This window comes from Pseudomonas wadenswilerensis (assembly GCF_024749185.1).
Taxonomy (GTDB): Bacteria; Pseudomonadota; Gammaproteobacteria; order Pseudomonadales; family Pseudomonadaceae; genus Aquipseudomonas; species Aquipseudomonas wadenswilerensis.
Genome location: NZ_CP087191.1, coordinates 3,342,998 through 3,360,277 on the forward strand (window position 1 = coordinate 3,342,998; position 17,280 = coordinate 3,360,277).

The 17,280-nt window shown below is 66.6% G+C and carries 17 protein-coding genes; 16 read left to right on the top strand and 1 reads right to left on the bottom strand.

Annotated elements, in window-relative coordinates; translation table 11 throughout:
• The 16 genes from LOY45_RS15215 to LOY45_RS15290 all read left to right on the top strand — a co-directional run bounded on the left by LOY45_RS15215 (position 1) and on the right by LOY45_RS15290 (position 16,144).
• Positions 1-567, top strand: coding sequence for an NUDIX hydrolase (locus tag LOY45_RS15215; RefSeq protein ID WP_258577940.1), 567 nt, complete (start codon positions 1-3; stop codon positions 565-567).
• 92 nt (positions 568-659) lie between these two features.
• Positions 660-1,331 carry a GntR family transcriptional regulator gene (locus LOY45_RS15220; RefSeq protein ID WP_258577942.1) on the top strand — a complete coding sequence of 224 codons (672 nt, stop codon included), beginning with the start codon at positions 660-662 and terminating at the stop codon, positions 1,329-1,331.
• Positions 1,332-1,699: 368 nt separating this feature from the next.
• The gene (locus LOY45_RS15225) at positions 1,700-2,632 is read left to right on the top strand and encodes a 4-hydroxyproline epimerase (protein WP_258577943.1); all 933 of its coding nucleotides are present in this window, start codon (positions 1,700-1,702) and stop codon (positions 2,630-2,632) included.
• A complete protein-coding gene (locus tag LOY45_RS15230) occupies positions 2,629-3,744 on the top strand; it encodes an NAD(P)/FAD-dependent oxidoreductase (RefSeq protein WP_258577944.1) in 1,116 nt (371 codons plus the stop codon). Before LOY45_RS15225 ends, LOY45_RS15230 begins: the two co-directional genes overlap by 4 nt.
• Positions 3,737-3,973: a (2Fe-2S)-binding protein gene (locus LOY45_RS15235; RefSeq protein WP_134062789.1), complete on the top strand. Its 237-nt coding sequence runs from the start codon at positions 3,737-3,739 to the stop codon at positions 3,971-3,973. Before LOY45_RS15230 ends, LOY45_RS15235 begins: the two co-directional genes overlap by 8 nt.
• Positions 3,970-5,226, top strand: a complete 1,257-nt coding sequence (locus LOY45_RS15240; protein WP_258577945.1) for an NAD(P)/FAD-dependent oxidoreductase — start codon at positions 3,970-3,972, stop codon at positions 5,224-5,226. The genes LOY45_RS15235 and LOY45_RS15240 overlap by 4 nt, the downstream gene beginning before the upstream one ends.
• A 56-nt stretch (positions 5,227-5,282) precedes the next feature.
• Positions 5,283-6,032 (top strand): AraC family transcriptional regulator, encoded by a 750-nt coding sequence (locus tag LOY45_RS15245; RefSeq protein WP_115086968.1) that lies wholly within the window; start codon positions 5,283-5,285, stop codon positions 6,030-6,032.
• A gap of 242 nt (positions 6,033-6,274) precedes the next feature.
• Entirely contained in the window at positions 6,275-7,093 is an 819-nt protein-coding gene (locus LOY45_RS15250; RefSeq protein WP_010223880.1) for an ABC transporter substrate-binding protein, read from the top strand.
• Positions 7,094-7,103: 10 nt separating this feature from the next.
• A complete protein-coding gene (gene lhpI / locus LOY45_RS15255; RefSeq protein ID WP_258577946.1) occupies positions 7,104-8,885 on the top strand; it encodes a cis-3-hydroxy-L-proline dehydratase in 1,782 nt (593 codons plus the stop codon).
• Positions 8,878-9,543 (top strand): amino acid ABC transporter permease, encoded by a 666-nt coding sequence (locus LOY45_RS15260; protein ID WP_115086970.1) that lies wholly within the window; start codon positions 8,878-8,880, stop codon positions 9,541-9,543. The genes lhpI and LOY45_RS15260 overlap by 8 nt, the downstream gene beginning before the upstream one ends.
• A 10-nt stretch (positions 9,544-9,553) precedes the next feature.
• Positions 9,554-10,204 (top strand): amino acid ABC transporter permease, encoded by a 651-nt coding sequence (locus LOY45_RS15265; RefSeq protein WP_045196748.1) that lies wholly within the window; start codon positions 9,554-9,556, stop codon positions 10,202-10,204.
• Positions 10,197-10,919, top strand: a complete 723-nt coding sequence (locus LOY45_RS15270; RefSeq protein ID WP_258577947.1) for an amino acid ABC transporter ATP-binding protein — start codon at positions 10,197-10,199, stop codon at positions 10,917-10,919. The genes LOY45_RS15265 and LOY45_RS15270 overlap by 8 nt, the downstream gene beginning before the upstream one ends.
• A 95-nt stretch (positions 10,920-11,014) precedes the next feature.
• The gene (locus LOY45_RS15275; RefSeq protein WP_233674577.1) at positions 11,015-12,043 is read left to right on the top strand and encodes a trans-3-hydroxy-L-proline dehydratase; all 1,029 of its coding nucleotides are present in this window, start codon (positions 11,015-11,017) and stop codon (positions 12,041-12,043) included.
• 124 nt (positions 12,044-12,167) lie between these two features.
• Positions 12,168-13,085 (top strand): dihydrodipicolinate synthase family protein, encoded by a 918-nt coding sequence (locus LOY45_RS15280; RefSeq protein ID WP_010223887.1) that lies wholly within the window; start codon positions 12,168-12,170, stop codon positions 13,083-13,085.
• A 69-nt stretch (positions 13,086-13,154) separates the two neighbouring features.
• A complete protein-coding gene (gene abaF, locus LOY45_RS15285) occupies positions 13,155-14,537 on the top strand; it encodes a fosfomycin efflux MFS transporter AbaF (RefSeq protein WP_258577948.1) in 1,383 nt (460 codons plus the stop codon).
• Between the two features lie 26 nt (positions 14,538-14,563).
• Entirely contained in the window at positions 14,564-16,144 is a 1,581-nt protein-coding gene (locus LOY45_RS15290) for an aldehyde dehydrogenase (NADP(+)) (RefSeq protein ID WP_258577949.1), read from the top strand.
• A 25-nt stretch (positions 16,145-16,169) separates the two neighbouring features.
• Here LOY45_RS15290 and LOY45_RS15295 read toward each other — a convergent pair whose 3' ends face one another.
• Complete coding sequence (locus tag LOY45_RS15295) at positions 16,170-17,177, bottom strand: Ldh family oxidoreductase (RefSeq protein ID WP_115086974.1); 1,008 nt, start codon at positions 17,175-17,177, stop codon at positions 16,170-16,172.
• Positions 17,178-17,280: the final 103 nt, after the last annotated feature.

Here is a 17,280-nt window from a genome sequence, read left to right on the forward strand (position 1 = left end):
ATGCCCGCCGCCGTCCCGCGTTACTGCCCGCATTGCACTGCCGAGCTGCACCAGGGACGGCCCAGCGGCGATACCCACGAGCGCTTGCTGTGCAGCGCCTGTGGCTACATCCACTATGTGAACCCGAAGATCATCGCCGGTTGCATCATCGAGCAGGACGGCAAGTACCTGCTGTGCCAGCGGGCGATCCCGCCGCGGCCGGGCACCTGGACCCTGCCGGCAGGCTTCATGGAAAGCGGCGAGACCACCGAACAGGCGGCGCTGCGCGAGGCCTGGGAAGAAAGCGGCGTGCGCGGCGAGATCATCTCGCCCTACTCGATCTTCAGCGTGCCGACCATCAGCGAGGTGTACATCATCTTTCGCGCCATCGCCCTGGAGATCACCGGCCAGTACGGGCCGGAGACCCTCGACTACCGCTTCTTCGCCCCCGAAGACATCCCCTGGGACGAGATCTACTACCCGGCGATCCGGCAGATTCTCGAGCGCTACATCGAAGAGCGCCAGGCCGGGGTGTACGGGATCTACATGGGCAATGACGACACCGGCAAGGTGCATTTCATCCGTTAGCCTTACCCCTGCGCTGTCCGTCGGGCATGTCTGGCGCCGTACCTGGATAGTTTCGTATACCATATCCAGAAATAACTTCGGACGACGCCACCGTGACCGTACCCCGCCTCAACGCCCCGGACCTGGGCAATACGCCTTCGACCTCGGAAATCATCACCCGTCACCTGCGCGATGCCATCATTGCCGGGCACTTCGCCGAAGACGAACCGATCCGCCAGGACGACATCGCCCGTCAGTTCAACGTCAGCAAGATCCCGGTGCGCGAAGCGCTCAAGCGCCTGGAGGCCGAAGGCCTGGTGATGTTCCAGCGCAATCGCGGGGCGATGGTCACGCGCATGTCCGAATCGGAATTGGCGCAGATGTTCGAAGTGCGCATGCTGCTCGAAGACAAGGCCCTGCGCCTGGCCATCCCGAACATGACCGAAGCGACCTTCGCCCGCGCCGAAGGCATCTGCCAGGAGTTCGTCGGCGAGAACGACGTCGGCCGTTGGGCCGAGCTCAACTGGGAGCTGCACGCCTGCCTGTACGAGCCTGCGCAGCGGCCGTTCCTGGTCAACATGATCCGCTCGGTGAACGACAAGCTGGAGCGCTACCTGCGCATGCAGATGAGCCTGTCGGCAGGCAAGGAACGCGCCGACCACGAACACCGCGACATCCTCGACGCCTGCCGGGCCAAGGATGTCGAACTCGCGGTCAGGCTGCTCGACGAACATATCGCCGGTGTCTGCAAGACCCTGTTCGAGCACCTGCCGCCGAGCAAATAATGGGAATCTAATGGACTGGACCTGTGAGAGCTGGCCTTGCCAGCCCGCCTGCCGTACTGAATTTACCGGCCTCATCGCCGGCAACGCCGGCTCCCACAGTGGATCTGCATGCACCAACCTGTGGGAGCTGGCCTTGCCAGCGATCGAGCGCGAAGCGGTCGTAATCCAGACAACACTAAATGTGTTTGATCTACCGGCCTCTTCGCCGGCAACGCCGGCTCCCACAGAGGTTGCGCATGCCGGCCCATAGTTGCCAGGGCACAACCACTGTGCCGATTTCGTCATGGGCGTGGCGTAAAGGCATCAAGCCTGCGCACTGGGGGACAGGCCACTCTGTCGTTCACTTCCCTGAACGGACGCGGCCTTCGATGAAACGCATTACCGTGATCGACTCCCATACCGGCGGCGAACCGACCCGCCTGGTCACCGACGGATTCCCCGACCTTGGCAACGCCAGCATGGCCCAGCGCCGCCAGCGCCTTGCCCAGGAACACGATCAATGGCGCACTGCCTGCATGCTGGAGCCACGCGGCAGCGATGTGCTGGTCGGCGCGCTGCTGTGCGAACCGGTGGACCCGAGCGCCTGCGCCGGGGTGATCTTCTTCAACAACAGCGGTTACCTGGGCATGTGCGGTCACGGCACCATCGGCCTGGTGGTGTCGCTGGCGCACCTTGGCCGGATCGAGCCAGGCGTGCACCGCATCGAAACCCCGGTCGGCACCGTTCAGGCGACGCTGCACAAAGACCACTCGGTCAGCGTGCGCAACGTGCCGGCCTACCGTTACCGCAAGGACCTGTTGCTGGAGGTGCCGGGCCTCGGCCGGGTGGTTGGCGATGTGGCCTGGGGCGGCAACTGGTTCTTCCTGATCGCCGACCACGGCCAGAAGGTCGCCGGCGACAACATCGAAGCACTGACGGCCTACACCTACGCCGTGCAACAGGCGCTGGAGCATCAGGGCATCCGCGGCGAGGACGGTGGCCTGATCGACCATATCGAACTGTTCGCCGACGACCCCGACGCCGACAGCCGCAACTTCGTGCTCTGCCCCGGCAAGGCCTACGACCGCTCGCCCTGCGGCACCGGCACCAGCGCCAAGCTCGCCTGCCTGGCCGCCGACGGCAAGCTGCAACCAGGACAGAGCTGGCACCAGGCCAGCGTGATCGGCAGCACCTTCGAGGGCTCGTTCGAGGTCGACGGCGAGCGCATCATCCCGACCATTCGCGGCCGCGCGCACATCAGCGCCGAAGCCACGCTCATCCTCAAGGAAGACGACCCGTTCGCCTGGGGCATTCGCCCGTGAGCGGCGCTGCCGTGGCCGATGTGATCGTGATCGGCGCCGGGATCATCGGCGCGGCCTGCGCGCAGTCGCTGGCCGCCCGTGGCTTGCGCGTGCTGGTGCTGGACGCCGGGCTGCATGGCGCCACGGCAGCCGGCATGGGCCACCTGCTGGTGCTCGACGACAACCCTGCGGAGCTGGCGCTGAGCCAATATTCGCTGCAACGCTGGCGCGAACTGGCCCCGCAGCTACCCGCGGACTGCGCCTACCGCAGCAACGGCACCCTGTGGCTGGCGGCCAACGCCGAAGAGATGGCCGTGGCCGAGCACAAGTTCAACGTCCTGCAAGCACAGGGGGTGACCTGCGAGCTGGTCGCCGGGCACGCCCTGCGCCAGCGCGAACCAGCGTTGCGCGAGGGGCTCGAAGGGGGGCTGCTGATCAACGGCGACGGCATCCTCTACGCACCGGCCACCGCTCGCTGGATGCTGCAATCGCCACGTATCGAACAGCGCCGGGCGCGGGTCACTGCGCTACAAGGCAAGCGCGTGCGCCTGGATAACGGCCAGTGGCTGAGCGCCGAGGCCGTGGTGCTGGCCAACGGCATCCAGGCCGTTGACCTATGTCCGGAGCTGCCGATCGAACCGAAAAAAGGCCACCTGCTGATCACCGACCGCTACCCCGGCACTGTCACCCACACCCTGGTGGAGCTGGGTTACGTGACCAGCGCCCACACTGCCAGCGGCCCGTCCACCGCGTGCAATATCCAGCCGCGCCCGACCGGCCAGCTGTTCATCGGCGCTTCGCGCCAGTTCGGCACCACCGACCCGGCCGTGGAAGGCTGGATGCTCGCGCGTATGCTCAAGCGCGCGACTGAGTACATGCCAGGCCTGGCACACTTGAACGGCATCCGCGCCTGGACCGGCTTTCGCGCCGCCAGCCCCGACGGCCTGCCGCTGGTGGGCCGCCATCCGCACCAGGACGGCCTGTGGCTGGCGGTCGGCCATGAAGGGCTGGGGGTCACCACCGCCCCGGCGACCGCCGACCTGCTGAGCGCGCAACTGTTCGCCGAAACGCCGCCGCTGGCGGCCAGCCCCTACCTGCCAGATCGTTTCCTGGGAGCACTCGCCCATGCCTGACCTGACCCTCGATGGCCGCCCGCTGCACGTGGCCGACGGCACCAGCGTTGCCGCCGCCCTGGCCCTGGGCGGCGATGGCTGCTCGCGCATCTCGGTCAGCGGCCAGCGCCGCGCACCGCTGTGCGGCATGGGCATTTGCCAGGAATGCCGGGTGCGCATCGACGGCCGCCAGCGCCTGGCCTGCCAGACCCTGTGCCGCGACGGCATGCAGGTGGAGACCCGCGCATGAACGAATACACCAACCTGCTGATCATTGGCGCCGGCCCCGCCGGGCTGGCCGCGGCACTGGCCGCCGCGCCGCGGGCCGCGCGCATCGTGCTGCTCGACGACAACCCGCTGCCGGGCGGGCAGATCTGGCGCGACGGGCCGCAGGCCAAGCTGCCTGCCCAGGCCCGACAACTGCGCGAACAGGTACTCGCCTGTGCCAATGTGCAGTACTACAGCGGCACACGGGTGATCGCCCAACCCGGCCCGGACACCCTGCTGGTGGAAGACGCCGAGCGCGGCTGGCAGATCCGCTACGACCGGTTGATCCTCTGCACCGGCGCCCGCGAGCTGCTACTGCCCTTCCCCGGCTGGACGCTCCCTGGCGTGACCGGTGCCGGTGGCTTGCAGGCGCTGATCAAGGGCGGGATGCCGGTGCACAACCAGCGTATCGTCATCGCCGGCAGCGGCCCCTTGCTGCTGGCCAGCGCCGCCACCGCCAAGGCTAACGGCGCCCGGGTGCTGCGCATCGCCGAACAGGCCTCGCGCGCTGCCGTCGCCGGCTTCGCCGCGCAACTGCCGCGCTGGCCGCACAAGCTGCTGCAATCGCTCAGCCTGTTCGACCGCCAGTACCGCACCGCCAGCCATGTACTGGCCGCACTGGGCACCGACCGGCTCGAAGGCGTGCGCCTGAAGTACAATGGCAAGGTGGTGGAAATGGCGTGCGACCGACTGGCCTGCGGCTTCGGCCTGATCCCCAACATCCAGCTCGCCCAGGCATTGGGCTGCACCGTGGAGCAGCAGGCGATTGCCGTGGACGCCTGGCAGGCAACCTCGCAGCCCGGTGTCTACGCGGCAGGCGAATGCACCGGTTTCGGCGGCAGCGAGCGCGCTCTGGTTGAAGGCGCGATTGCCGGTTGTGCCGCCACCGGCAATCGTCAGGCGGCGCAGCGGCTGTGGCGCCGCCGCGCGCGCTGGCACGGTTTTGCCAACGCGCTGAACAACGCCTTCGCCCTGGACCCTGCGCTCAAATCGCTGGCCACTGCCGACACCCTGGTGTGCCGCTGCGAAGACGTGCCCTATGCCGCCCTCGTCGGCCATAGCGACTGGCGCCAGGCCAAGCTTGCCAGCCGGTGCGGCATGGGCGCCTGCCAGGGCCGGGTGTGCGGCGCGGCCACCGCGCACCTGTTCGGCTGGCAACCTTCGGCGCCACGCCCGCCGTTCAGCCCGGCGCGCATCGACACCCTGCTGAGCCTGGACGAAACCGGCGACGCTTGAGATAAACGCCGGGGGCGCTCTATGATCCCGACGGTCGCCCCCGGAACGTCAGCGCCATGCACGCCACGCTCAACCACTTCGCGCCCTGCGACCTGCCGACCCTGCTCAGCAGCCTGCAGCCCATCGCGCCGCTGCTCGACACGCTCAACGATGTGGTGTTCTTCATCAAGGACCGCGAGGCGCGCTACGCCTTCGTCAACCAGACCCTGGCCCGGCGCTGCGGGCGCAAGCACCGCGAAGAGTTGCTCGGGCTCACCGCCGAGCACGTATTCCCCGCTCGCTTCGGCCCGCTCTACACCGAGCAGGATCGCCGCGTGCTCAGCAGTGGCCGGGAACTGACCGACCAGCTCGAACTGCACCTTTACTTCGGCAACCAGCCCATCTGGTGCCTGACCCACAAACGGGCGCTCAAGGATGCCGAGGGCAACATTGTCGGGCTCGCCGGTATTTCCCGCGACCTGCAATTGCCCCAGTCGAACCACCCGGCGTTCCACAAGCTTGCCGCCGTCGACGCGCATATCCGCGCCCACTTCACCCGCCCGATCAGCCTCGCCGAACTGACCGCGATCGCCGGGCTGTCGGTGGCGCAACTGGAGCGCCACTGCAAACGCATCTTCCAGCTCACGCCGCGGCAGATGATCCACAAGGCACGGCTGGAAGAAGCCTCGCGCCTGCTGCAAGACCTCGACCTGCCCATCACCGACATCGCCCTGCGCTGCGGTTACACCGACCACAGTGCCTTCAGCCGCCAGTTTCGCGCCCTCACCGGGCTTTCACCCAGCCAGTACCGCGACAGCCAGCGCTGAGTGTTCCTTTATCGGGCGCTGCGCGCAGGCAGTGCTCCGATATGTAACACCTGCGCGGTGCCCATCTTGCAGCGGTGAAACCGCCTACAACAGCCCTCCTTTGCTTCAGACGCCCTAGCCCATGGGTCGAGGGATTATTCCTACAGCAAGAACAAAACAGGCACGGCCATTGCACTAAAAAATATCGTATACGAAATCTCCAATACGATATCTAACAGCACTTCTCCGACCACGAGGCACCTATGAAAAACCGCACATTTGCCGTAGCCCTCAGCGCTGTTCTCAGTACCGCCTGCATTGCCAATGCCCAGGCCGACAAACTCGACGACATCATCGGCTCCGGCAAGCTGCGCTGCGCCGTGACCCTGGACTTCCCACCGATGGGCTTTCGCGATGAAGCCAACAAACCCGCCGGGTTCGACGTCGACTACTGCAGCGACCTGGCGAAGGTGCTGGGAGTCGAGCCCGAAGTGGTCGAAACGCCCTTCCCCGACCGCATCCCGGCGCTGGTCTCCGGCCGCGCCGACGTGATCGTGGCGTCCACCTCCGACACCCTGGAGCGGGCCAAGACCGTCGGCCTGACCGTGCCCTACTTCGCGTTCCAGATGGTGGTGCTGACCCGCGACAACACCGGCATCAACAGCTTCGATGACCTCAAGGGCAAAGCGCTGGGCAACACCAGCGGCACCTACGAAGCCATTGCCCTGGAAAAAGATGTGAAGAGCTGGGGCAGCGGCACCTTCCGCGCCTACCAGTCGCAGAACGACACCCTGCTGGCCGTCGCCCAGGGGCACATCGACGCCACCGTGGTCACCAACACCGTCGCCGCGGCCACCCTCAAGTCCGGCAAGTACAAGAACCTCAAGGTCGCCGGTAACGCGCCCTACGTGATCGATTACGTGTCGCTGGGCGCCAAGCGCAACGAGTACGGCCTGCTGCGCTACCTGGACCTGTTCGTCAACCAGCAGGTGCGTACCGGGCGCTACAAGGAGCTGTTCACCAAGTGGGTAGGCACTGAAATCGCCCCGACCGACCTGACCGTGCCACAGGTCTACTACTGAGGTGGGCAGCATGACCAGCACCCCCATCCCCCTGACCGGGCGCAGCCTGGCCGCGGGCGCGGCCCAGGGCCCCTTGCTGTTCGCCGATACCGGGCTGAGCTTCTGGGGCGGGGTCGACGCCTCAAGTGGCGAAGTCATCGACCGTCATCATCCACTGAGCGGCCAGCGCATCGCCGGGCGCGTGCTGGCGATTCCCAGCGGGCGCGGCTCGTGCACCGGCAGCAGCGTGATGATGGAACTGATCAGCAACGGCCACGCACCGGCGGCACTGGTGCTGGCCGAAGCCGACGAGATCCTGACCCTCGGCGTGCTGGTCGCGCAGACGCTGTTCCAGCGCTCCCTGCCGGTGCTGTGCATCGGCAAGGAGGCCTTCGCCGGCTTGCGCGGTGCCGGCTGGGCGCGGGTCGAAGGCGAGCGCCTGAGCCTGTATGCCCAGGCGCCAGGCGATCACTGGCAGGCCCCGTCACCGGCCCAGGGCGACCAGCCTTTCAGCACCCGCCTGAGCCTGGAGCCACAGGACCAGGCGCTGCTCGACGGCAGCCACGGCAAGGCGGCGCAGATGGCGATGCAGATCGTCCTGCGCATGGCCGAACTGCAAGGCGCCGAGCAGTTGCTGGACGTCACCCGGGCACACATCGACGGCTGCATCTACACCGGCCCCGCCAGCCTCGGCTTTGCCGAGCAACTGCTGCGCTGGGGCGCGAAGGTGCGGGTGCCGACCACGCTCAACGCCATCTCGGTCGACCAGCGCCGCTGGCGCGAGCTGGGTATCGACCCGGCGCTGGGCGAGCCGGCCAGCGCCCTGGGCGATGCCTACATGGCCATGGGTGCGCAGATGAGCTTCACCTGCGCGCCCTACCTGCTGGACAACGCGCCGAGCCAGGGCGAACAGATCGTCTGGGCCGAATCCAACGCCGTGGTCTACGCCAACAGCGTGCTGGGTGCGCGCACCCTCAAGTACCCCGACTACCTCGATATCTGCATCGCCCTGACCGGCCGCGCGCCGCGCATCGGCTGCCATCTGGACAGCCAGCGCAAGGCCCAGCTGATTGTTCAGGTGCCGGCGCTGGCGGCGCTGGACGACAGCTTCTACCCCCTGCTCGGCTATCACATCGGCGCCCTGGCCGGCTCGCGCATTCCCCTGGTGTACGGGCTGGAACAGGCGCAGCCGAGCCTGGATGACCTCAAGGCCTTTGGCGCCGCCTTTGCCACCACCTCGGCCGCACCGCTGTTTCATATCGCCGGGGTCACCCCCGAAGCGCTGGACCCGGCGCAGGTACTCGAGCCTGGCGCCAGCCTGGCCACCGAGCGTATTGAACTGAAGGGCCTGCTGCACAGCTGGCGCGCGCTCAACAGCGCCCGTGAGCCGCAGGTGGATGTGGTTTCCCTGGGCAACCCGCATTTTTCCTTGAGCGAATTCACGGCGCTCGCGCACCTGTGCCAGGGCCGGCACAAACACCCGGAGGTGGTCGTGGCCATTACCTGCGGCCGCGCGGTGCTCGAACAGGCCCGCGCCGCCGGGCTGATCGCCGGGCTCGAACGCTTCGGCGTGACCCTGGTCACCGACACCTGCTGGTGCATGCTCGGTGAGCCGGTGATCCCGCCAGCGGCGCGCACGCTGATGACCAACTCTGGCAAGTACGCCCACTACGGGCCGGGCCTGGCCGGTCGCCCGGTGCATTTCGCCAGCCTCGCCGAATGCGTCGAGTCGGCCTGCAGCGGCCAGGCCAGCGGCCGCTTGCCGGCCTGGCTGCAACCGGCTGCCTGCAAGGAGGGCCCCGCACATGTTTGACTACACCTTCCAGTGGCGCTCGGCACTGCGCGCCCTGCCAGACATGCTGGCCGGCGCCTGGGTGACCTTCGAGACCGCCGCGCTGTCGATGATCTTCGGGGTGCTGATCGCCCTGGCCCTGACCGTGATGCGCGAAGGCAAGCAGCCGCTGCTGCGCGGCTTTGCCAATGGCTGGGTGTCGATCGCGCGCAACACGCCGTCGCTGTTCCAGATCTACATCCTGTACTTCGGCCTGGGCTCCCTGGGCCTGCATGTCAGTTCCTGGATCGCCCTGCTGGCAGGGATCACCTTCAACAACGCGGGGTACCTGGCGGAGAACTTTCGCGGCGGCCTCAAGGCCGTACCGACCACGCAAATGCGCGCGGCGCGCTCGCTGGGCATGAGCGCCTTCCAGACCTACCGGATGATCGTCATCCCGCAACTGCTGCGGGTGGTGTTCTACCCCTTGACCAACCAGATGGTCTGGGCGGTGTTGATGACGTCGCTGGGGGTGATCGTCGGCCTGAACAACGACCTGACCGGCGTGACCCAGGACTACAACGTCAAGACCTTCCGCACCTTCGAATACTTCGCCCTGGCGGCGGCGCTGTACTACGTGATTGCCAAGGCGATCGTCGCGCTGGCCCGGCTGATGGCCTGGCGGCTGTTCCGTTACTGAGGAGCTCGGCATGTTTTCCACCGGTTTTACCTGGAACGACTTCGTGTTCCTGCTCGACGGGGCGCGCATCACCTTGCAACTGACCTTCTGGGCGATCCTGCTGGGTACCTTCGCCGGGCTGCTGTTCGGCCTGGCCCGGGCCCTGTGGCCAAGGCTCAGCCTGCCGCTGGCGTGGGTGCTGGATGTGTTTCGCAGCGTGCCGCTGCTGATCCAGTTCGTACTGTTCAACTCGTTCAAGAGCATCGTCGGCCTCGACATCAGCGCCTTCAGCGTCGGCTGCATCGTGCTCGGCGTCTACACCGCCGCGTACTTCACCGAGATCGTCCGCGGTGGCGTCCTGGCGGTGTCGCTGAGCGTGCGCCGGGCCAGCCGTTCGCTGGGCATGAGTTACCTGCAGGACCTGCGCTGGATCGTCCTGCCGATGGCCACCCGGGTGGCGTTTCCCGGCTGGCTGAACCTGGTCCTGGGGGTGATGAAAGACACGGCGCTGGTGATGTGGATCGGCATCGTCGAACTGCTGCGCGCCTCGCAGACCATCGTTACGCGGATTCAGGAACCCCTGCTGGTGCTGTGCATCGCGGGCCTCATCTACTACGTCATGAGCCTGGTGGTTGCCCGCCTGGGCGCCCGTCTGGAAAGAAGGTGGCAGGAAAATGATTGAGATCGAGAACGTACACAAATCCTTCGGCGACCTCGAAGTGGTCAAGGGCGTGAGCCTGACCGTGGACAAGGGCGAGGTGGTGTCGATCATCGGCGGCTCGGGCTCGGGCAAGTCGACCTTGCTGATGTGCATCAACGGCCTGGAGCCGATCCAGAAAGGCAACATCCGCGTCGACGGCGTCGAGGTCCACCACCGGGCCACGGACCTCAACCGCCTGCGCCAGAAGATCGGCATCGTGTTCCAGCAGTGGAACGCCTTCCCGCACCTGACGGTGCTGGAAAACGTCATGCTCGCGCCGCGCAAGGTGCTCGGCAAGAACAAACAGGATGCCGAGGCGCTGGCCGTCAAGCAACTGACCCACGTGGGCCTGGGCGACAAGCTCAAGACCTTCCCCGGCAAACTGTCCGGCGGCCAGCAACAGCGCATGGCGATTGCCCGGGCGCTGGCGATGTCGCCGGACTACATGCTGTTCGACGAGGCCACCTCGGCGCTCGACCCGCAGCTGGTGGGCGAGGTGCTCGACACCATGCGCATGCTGGCCGAGGACGGCATGACCATGGTCCTGGTGACCCACGAGATACGTTTTGCCCGGGATGTGTCGGACCGGGTGGCGTTCTTTCGCAACGGCCTGGTGCACGAAATCGGCTCGCCGGACCAGGTGATCGGCAACCCGTTGCAGCCGGAGACGGCGGCGTTCTTGAAGTCGGTGAAATAGAAGCATCGCGGGGCAAGCCCGCTCCTACAGGGATCTCTGTAGGAGCTGGCTTGCCAGCGATGAGGCCTGCCCTAACAACACAAGGAGTCCTGTGAATGCGCTCATCGAAAATCATCCACATCGTCAATTGCCACGCCGAAGGCGAAGTCGGTGACGTCATTGTCGGCGGCGTCGCCCCGCCCCCCGGCGCCACCGTCTGGGAGCAATCGCGCTGGGTCGCCGCAGACCAGACCCTGCGCAACTTCGTCCTCAACGAGCCGCGCGGCGGCGTGTTCCGCCACGTCAACCTGCTGGTCCCGCCCAAGGACCCGCGCGCGCAAATGGCCTGGATCATCATGGAGCCGGCCGACACCCCGCCGATGTCCGGCTCCAACTCGCTGTGCGTATCCACCGTGCTGCTCGACAGCGGCATCCTGCCAATGACCGAGCCCGAAACGCGCCTGGTGCTCGAGGCCCCCGGCGGCCTGATCGAGGCCGTCGCCCAATGCCGCGACGGCAAGGTAGAGCGGGTGGAAGTGAAGAACGTGCCCTCCTTCGCCGACCGCCTCGATGCCTGGATCGAGGTCGAAGGCCACGGTTCGCTGCAGGTCGACACCGCCTATGGCGGCGACAGCTTCGTCATTGCCGATGCCCGACAACTGGGCTTTGCAATACGCCCCGACGAAGCCAAGGACATCGTCGAGATCGGCCTCAAGATCACCCGCGCCGCCAACGAACAACTGGGTTTCAGCCACCCGCTGAACCCGGACTGGGCGCACATTTCCTTCTGCCAGATCGCCGCGCCCGTCGAGTACCAGGACGGCGTCGCCAGTGGCGCCAACGCCGTGGTCATCCGCCCCGGCAAGATCGACCGCTCGCCCTGCGGCACCGGTTGCTCGGCGCGCATGGCGGTGCTGCAGGCCAAAGGCCTGATGAAGGTCGGCGAGCGTTTCATCGGCCGCTCGATCATCGGCTCGCAGTTCGACTGCCGCATCGAATCACTGACCGAGATCGCCGGGCGCCCGGCCATCTACCCGTGCATTTCCGGCCGTGCCTGGATCACCGGCACCCATCAACTGCTGCTCGATCCAAGCGATCCCTGGCCGCAAGGCTACCGGTTGTCGGACACCTGGCCCGGCGCTTGAAGCCTAACCCGTTGATTTCGAAACACCCTTGAAAACCGATCAGCCACAGCCGTGAAAAAACGCTGGTCCATATTAACCACTTGAAATATCGTATACGAAATACAATAAACAACCGGAGAACACCATGAGCAAGTACGTAAACTGGAGCGGCGTCTTCCCTGCGGTCACCACTCAATTCAACGACGATTTCTCGATCAACCTGGAAAAGACCCACGAGGTGATTTCCAACGTGATCCGCGACGGCGTCTCGGGCCTGGTGGTCTGCGGTTCGGTGGGTGAGAACACCTCGCTGAGCGCCGAAGAGAAAATCGCCGTCACCGAGGTCGCCGTCGATGCCTCCCGCGGCCGGGTTCCGGTGATCTGCGGCGTGGCCGAGTTCACCAGCGTGCAGGCCGCCAAGGTGGCCAACGCGGTGCGCCAGGTTGGCGTCGACGGGGTGATGCTGATGCCGGCGCTGGTCTATGGCTCCAAGCCGTTCGAGACCGCCGAGCACTACCGTTACGTGGCCAAGCACACCGACGTGCCGCTGATGGTCTACAACAACCCGCCGATCTACAAAAACGACGTCACCCCGGACATCCTGATTTCCCTGGCCGACTGCGACAACGTGGTGTGCTTCAAGGACTCCTCCGGCGACACCCGCCGCTTCATCGACGTGCGCAATGAAGTGGGCGATCGCTTCGTGCTGTTCGCGGGCCTGGACGACGTGGTCCTGGAAAGCATCGCCGTCGGCGCCCAGGGCTGGGTCTCGGGCATGTCCAACGTGTTCCCCAAAGAGGGCGAGACGATCTTCCGCCTGGCCAAGGCCGGGCGCTTCGCCGAGGCCATGCCGATCTACGAATGGCTGATGCCGATCCTGCACCTGGACGCCCGCGCCGACCTGGTGCAGTGCATCAAGTTGTGCGAAGCCATCGCCGGTCGCGGCAGCGCGCTGACCCGTCCGCCACGCCTGGCCTTGCCGGAAGCGGATCGCGTCTACGTCGAGCAGATCATGGCCAAGGCCCTGGCCAACCGTCCGCAGCTGCCGGACGTCGGCCTCTGAGTGATTGCCGGGCCGGCTCCGTCCTGGAGACCGGCCTGCCTGTTTTGCGCCCATACAGGAAACGTCAGCATGTCCAGTCACCCTTCCAGCGCAACCAGCCCTTCGGGATTGAAACGTGTCGTGGCCGCGGCCATGGCCGGCACCGTCGCCGAATGGTATGAATTCTTCCTCTACGGCACCGCCTCGGCCCTGGTCTTCGGCCAGCTGTTCTTCCGCCAGACCGACAGCCCCGTCGACGGCATCATCGCCGCCTTCGCCCTCTATGCCGTGGGCTTTCTCGCCCGCCCGCTGGGCGGCCTGGTGTTTGGTCACTACGGTGACAAGTTCGGCCGCAAGCGCCTGCTGCAACTGAGCCTGGTGGTGGTCGGCATCACCACCTTCCTCATGGGCTGCCTGCCGGGCTTCGACAGCATCGGGTATGCCGCGCCGGTGTTGCTGGTGCTGCTGCGGCTGATCCAGGGTTTCGCCTTCGGCGGCGAATGGGGTGGCGCCATCCTGCTGGTGTCCGAGCACTGCCCGGACAACCGCCGCGGCTTCTGGGCCAGCTGGCCGCAGGCCGGAGTGCCGGCCGGCAACCTGGTGGCAACCGTCGCCTTGCTGCTGTTGTCGAGCAACCTGTCGGAAGAGCAGTTCCTGGCCTGGGGCTGGCGTGTCGCCTTCTGGTTCTCGGCGGTGGTGGTGCTGATCGGCTACTGGATCCGCACCAGTGTCGACGACGCGCCGATTTTCAAAGAGGCCCAGGCCCGCCAGGCACAGAAAGCCGAGCAGCAACTGGGCGTGGTCGAAGTGTTGCGCCATCACTGGCGCGCGGTACTGGTGGGGATCGGTGCGCGCTTTGCCGAGAACATTCTCTATTACACCGTGGTGACCTTCTCCATCACCTACCTCAAGCTGGTGGTGCACAAGGACACCTCGCAGATCCTCCTGCTGATGTTCGGCGCGCACCTGCTGCACTTCTTCATGATCCCGCTGATGGGTTACCTGTCCGACCTGGTCGGGCGCAAGCCGGTGTACCTGACCGGCGCGGTGCTCACGGCGTTCTGGGGCTTCGTCGGTTTCCCGCTGATGGACACCGGCAACAACTGGCTGATCATGGCCGCGATCACCCTGGGCCTGGCCATCGAGTCGATGACCTATGCGCCCTACTCCGCGCTGATGGCCGAGCTGTTCCCCACCCATGTGCGCTACACCGCGCTGTCGCTGTGCTACCAGGTGGCACCGATTTTCGCCGGTTCCCTGGCGCCGCTGATCGCCATCAGCCTGCTCAATGAGTTCCACAGCTCGACGCCGATCGCCTGGTACCTGGTCGGCGCCGCGCTGATCTCGATCGTCGCCGTCGGCCTGACCCGCGAGACCCGCGGCAAGTCGCTGCACCAGGTAGACGCCGAGGCCGCCGCGCGCATCGCTGCCGGGCAAGCCGCGCCTGTTCGCCAAGGCCGTTCGCTGGCCTGACCCCCCCATTTTTTCAGGAGTGTTCCATGCCGGATATCATCGGCCACAACTACATCGGCGGCGCGCGCAGCGCCGCTGGCACCCTCACCCTGCAGAGCCACGACGCGGTCAGCGGCGAGGCCTTGCCCTATCAATTCCACCAGGCCACAGCCGACGAAGTGAATGCCGCCGCCAACGCGGCTGCCCACGCTTACCCGGTGCTGCGCAGCCTGTCGCCAGAGCGGCGAGCGCAGTTTCTTGAGGCCATCGCCGCGCAACTGGAGGCCCTGGGGGATGATTTCATTGAGCTGGTGAGCCGCGAAACGGCGCTGCCCGCTGCCCGGATCCGCGGCGAGCGCGGGCGCACTTGCGGGCAGATGCGCCTGTTCGCCCAGGTGCTGCGCCGGGGCGATTTTCTCGCTGCGCGGATCGACCGCGCGCAGCCGGATCGCCAACCGCTGCCACGCGCCGACCTGCGCCAATATCGCCTGGGCGTCGGCCCGGTCGCCGTGTTCGGCGCCAGCAACTTTCCGCTGGCCTTTTCCACCGCTGGCGGCGACACCGCCGCCGCGCTGGCCGCCGGTTGCCCGGTGGTGTTCAAGGCCCATAGCGGCCACATGGCCACCGCCGAGCGGGTCGCCGACGCGATCATCCGCACAGCCGATCTCACCGATATGCCCAAGGGCGTGTTCAACATGATCTACGGCGCCGGCGTCGGCGAAGCGCTGGTCAAGCATCCGGCCATCCAGGCCGTGGGCTTTACCGGCTCGCTCAAGGGCGGCCGTGCGCTATGCGACATGGCGGCCGCGCGGGCGCAACCGATCCCGGTATTCGCCGAAATGAGCAGCATCAACCCGGTGCTGGTACTGCCCCAGGCACTGGCCCAACGTAGCGCGCAGATCGCCCGCGAGCTGGCCGCCTCGGTGGTGCTCGGCTGCGGGCAGTTCTGTACCAATCCGGGGCTGGTCATCGGCCTGCGCTCGCAGGCGTTCAGTGCATTTACCGAACAACTGACCGCGCAACTGGCCGAGCAACCGGCACAAACCATGCTCAATGCCGGCACCCTGGTCAGTTACCGCAAGGGCGTCGAGGCGCTGCTCGCACATCCGGGTATCCGCCACCTGGCGGGGCACCCGCAACAGGGCAACCAGGCGCAGCCGCAGCTGTTCAAGGCGGATGCGCGCCTGCTGATTGAGGGCGATGCGCTGTTGCAGGAAGAGGTTTTCGGGCCGGCCACCATTTTGGTCGAGGTGGCCGACAACGAGCAATTGCAGCAGGCCTTGCACGGCCTGCACGGTCAGCTCACCGCCACCCTGATCGCCGAAGCTGCGGACCTGCACGCCCACGCCGGGCTGGTGCCGCTGCTGGAGCAAAAAGTCGGTCGCGTGCTGTTCAACGGCTACCCGACCGGCGTCGAAGTCTGTGATGCGATGGTGCATGGCGGGCCGTACCCGGCCACCTCGGATGCCCGCGGCACCTCGGTCGGCAGCCTGGCCATCGAACGTTTCCTGCGCCCGGTGTGTTACCAGAACTGCCCGGATGCGCTGCTGCCGCCGGCCCTGCAGAATGCCAACCCGCTGGGCATCGCTCGCCTGGTCGATGGCCAGAGCAGTCGCGCCGCTTTGTAGGAGCGGCGGCGACCCGAACAGGGGCTCAGGCCAGCAGCGCCCTGAGATCGTGGTACAGGGCCTGCGGGATCTCCACGCCCTCCACCAGGCTGCGCGCGCGTGCTGCATAACGGCGCGCAGACGGCAGCCGCGCGCCCTGCCCTTCGATGCTCTCGAATACCGCTTCGGCGCGGGCCAGGTGCTGATCGGCGGCATCGCCCAGAAACCTGCGCGGGTCCAGGGCGATCAGCAATTCGCCGTGGTACGGCGAGGCTTTGCTGCCGTCGGCATGGGCCAGGGATTCGGCACTGGTCAAGTCGCCGATCAAGGGACCGGCGATCAGCTCGACCATTGCCGCCAGCGCCGAGCCCTTGTGCCCGCCGAAGGTCAGCATCGCACCCCGATCCAGCACGACGTTGGGGTCGGTGCTGGGCTGGCCGTGCTCGTCGACGCCCCAGCCTTCGGGAATGGCCTTGCCCGCACGCCGATGCAGTTCGATGTCACCCCGGGCGATGGCACTGGTGGCGAAGTCGAAGACATAAGGATGCTGGCCCGCCCGCGGCCAGCCGAAGGCGATGGGGTTGGTGCCGAACACCGGCCGATGCCCGCCGGCCGGCGCGACCCAGGCATGGCTGGGGGTGAACGCCAGGGCCACCAGGCCGGCCTCGGCCAGTTGCTCGATCTCGACCCATAATGCGGAAAAGTGCACACAGCGGTTGATCGCCAGGGCCGCGATGCCATTGCTGTGGGTCTTGGCTTGCAACAACGGCAAGCCGGCCTGGAACGCCAGCTGGGAGAACCCGCCGCCGGCGTCCACGCGCACGATAGAAGGCGCCTGGTCAACGACCTCGGGGCGGGCATCGGCAACCACCTTGCCGGCCTTGAGCGAGCTGACGCACCCCAGTACCCGGTACAGGCCATGGGATGCGCAGCCATCGCGTTCGCCGGCGACGATGGTGTCGCTCACCGCCTTGGCGTGGTCGGCACAAAAGCCGTTGTGCAAGAGGATCGAACAGGCAAGCGAATGGGCTTCGGACAGGGTCAGTCGGATCATGGTCATCTCCTTGGGCTGACTGTCCAGCCTGCCCTAAGCCCAGCTGCGCCGACTTGATCGCTTTAGCCCCGTGTGATGACGAACTCGGCACAGTGGGCGCGGC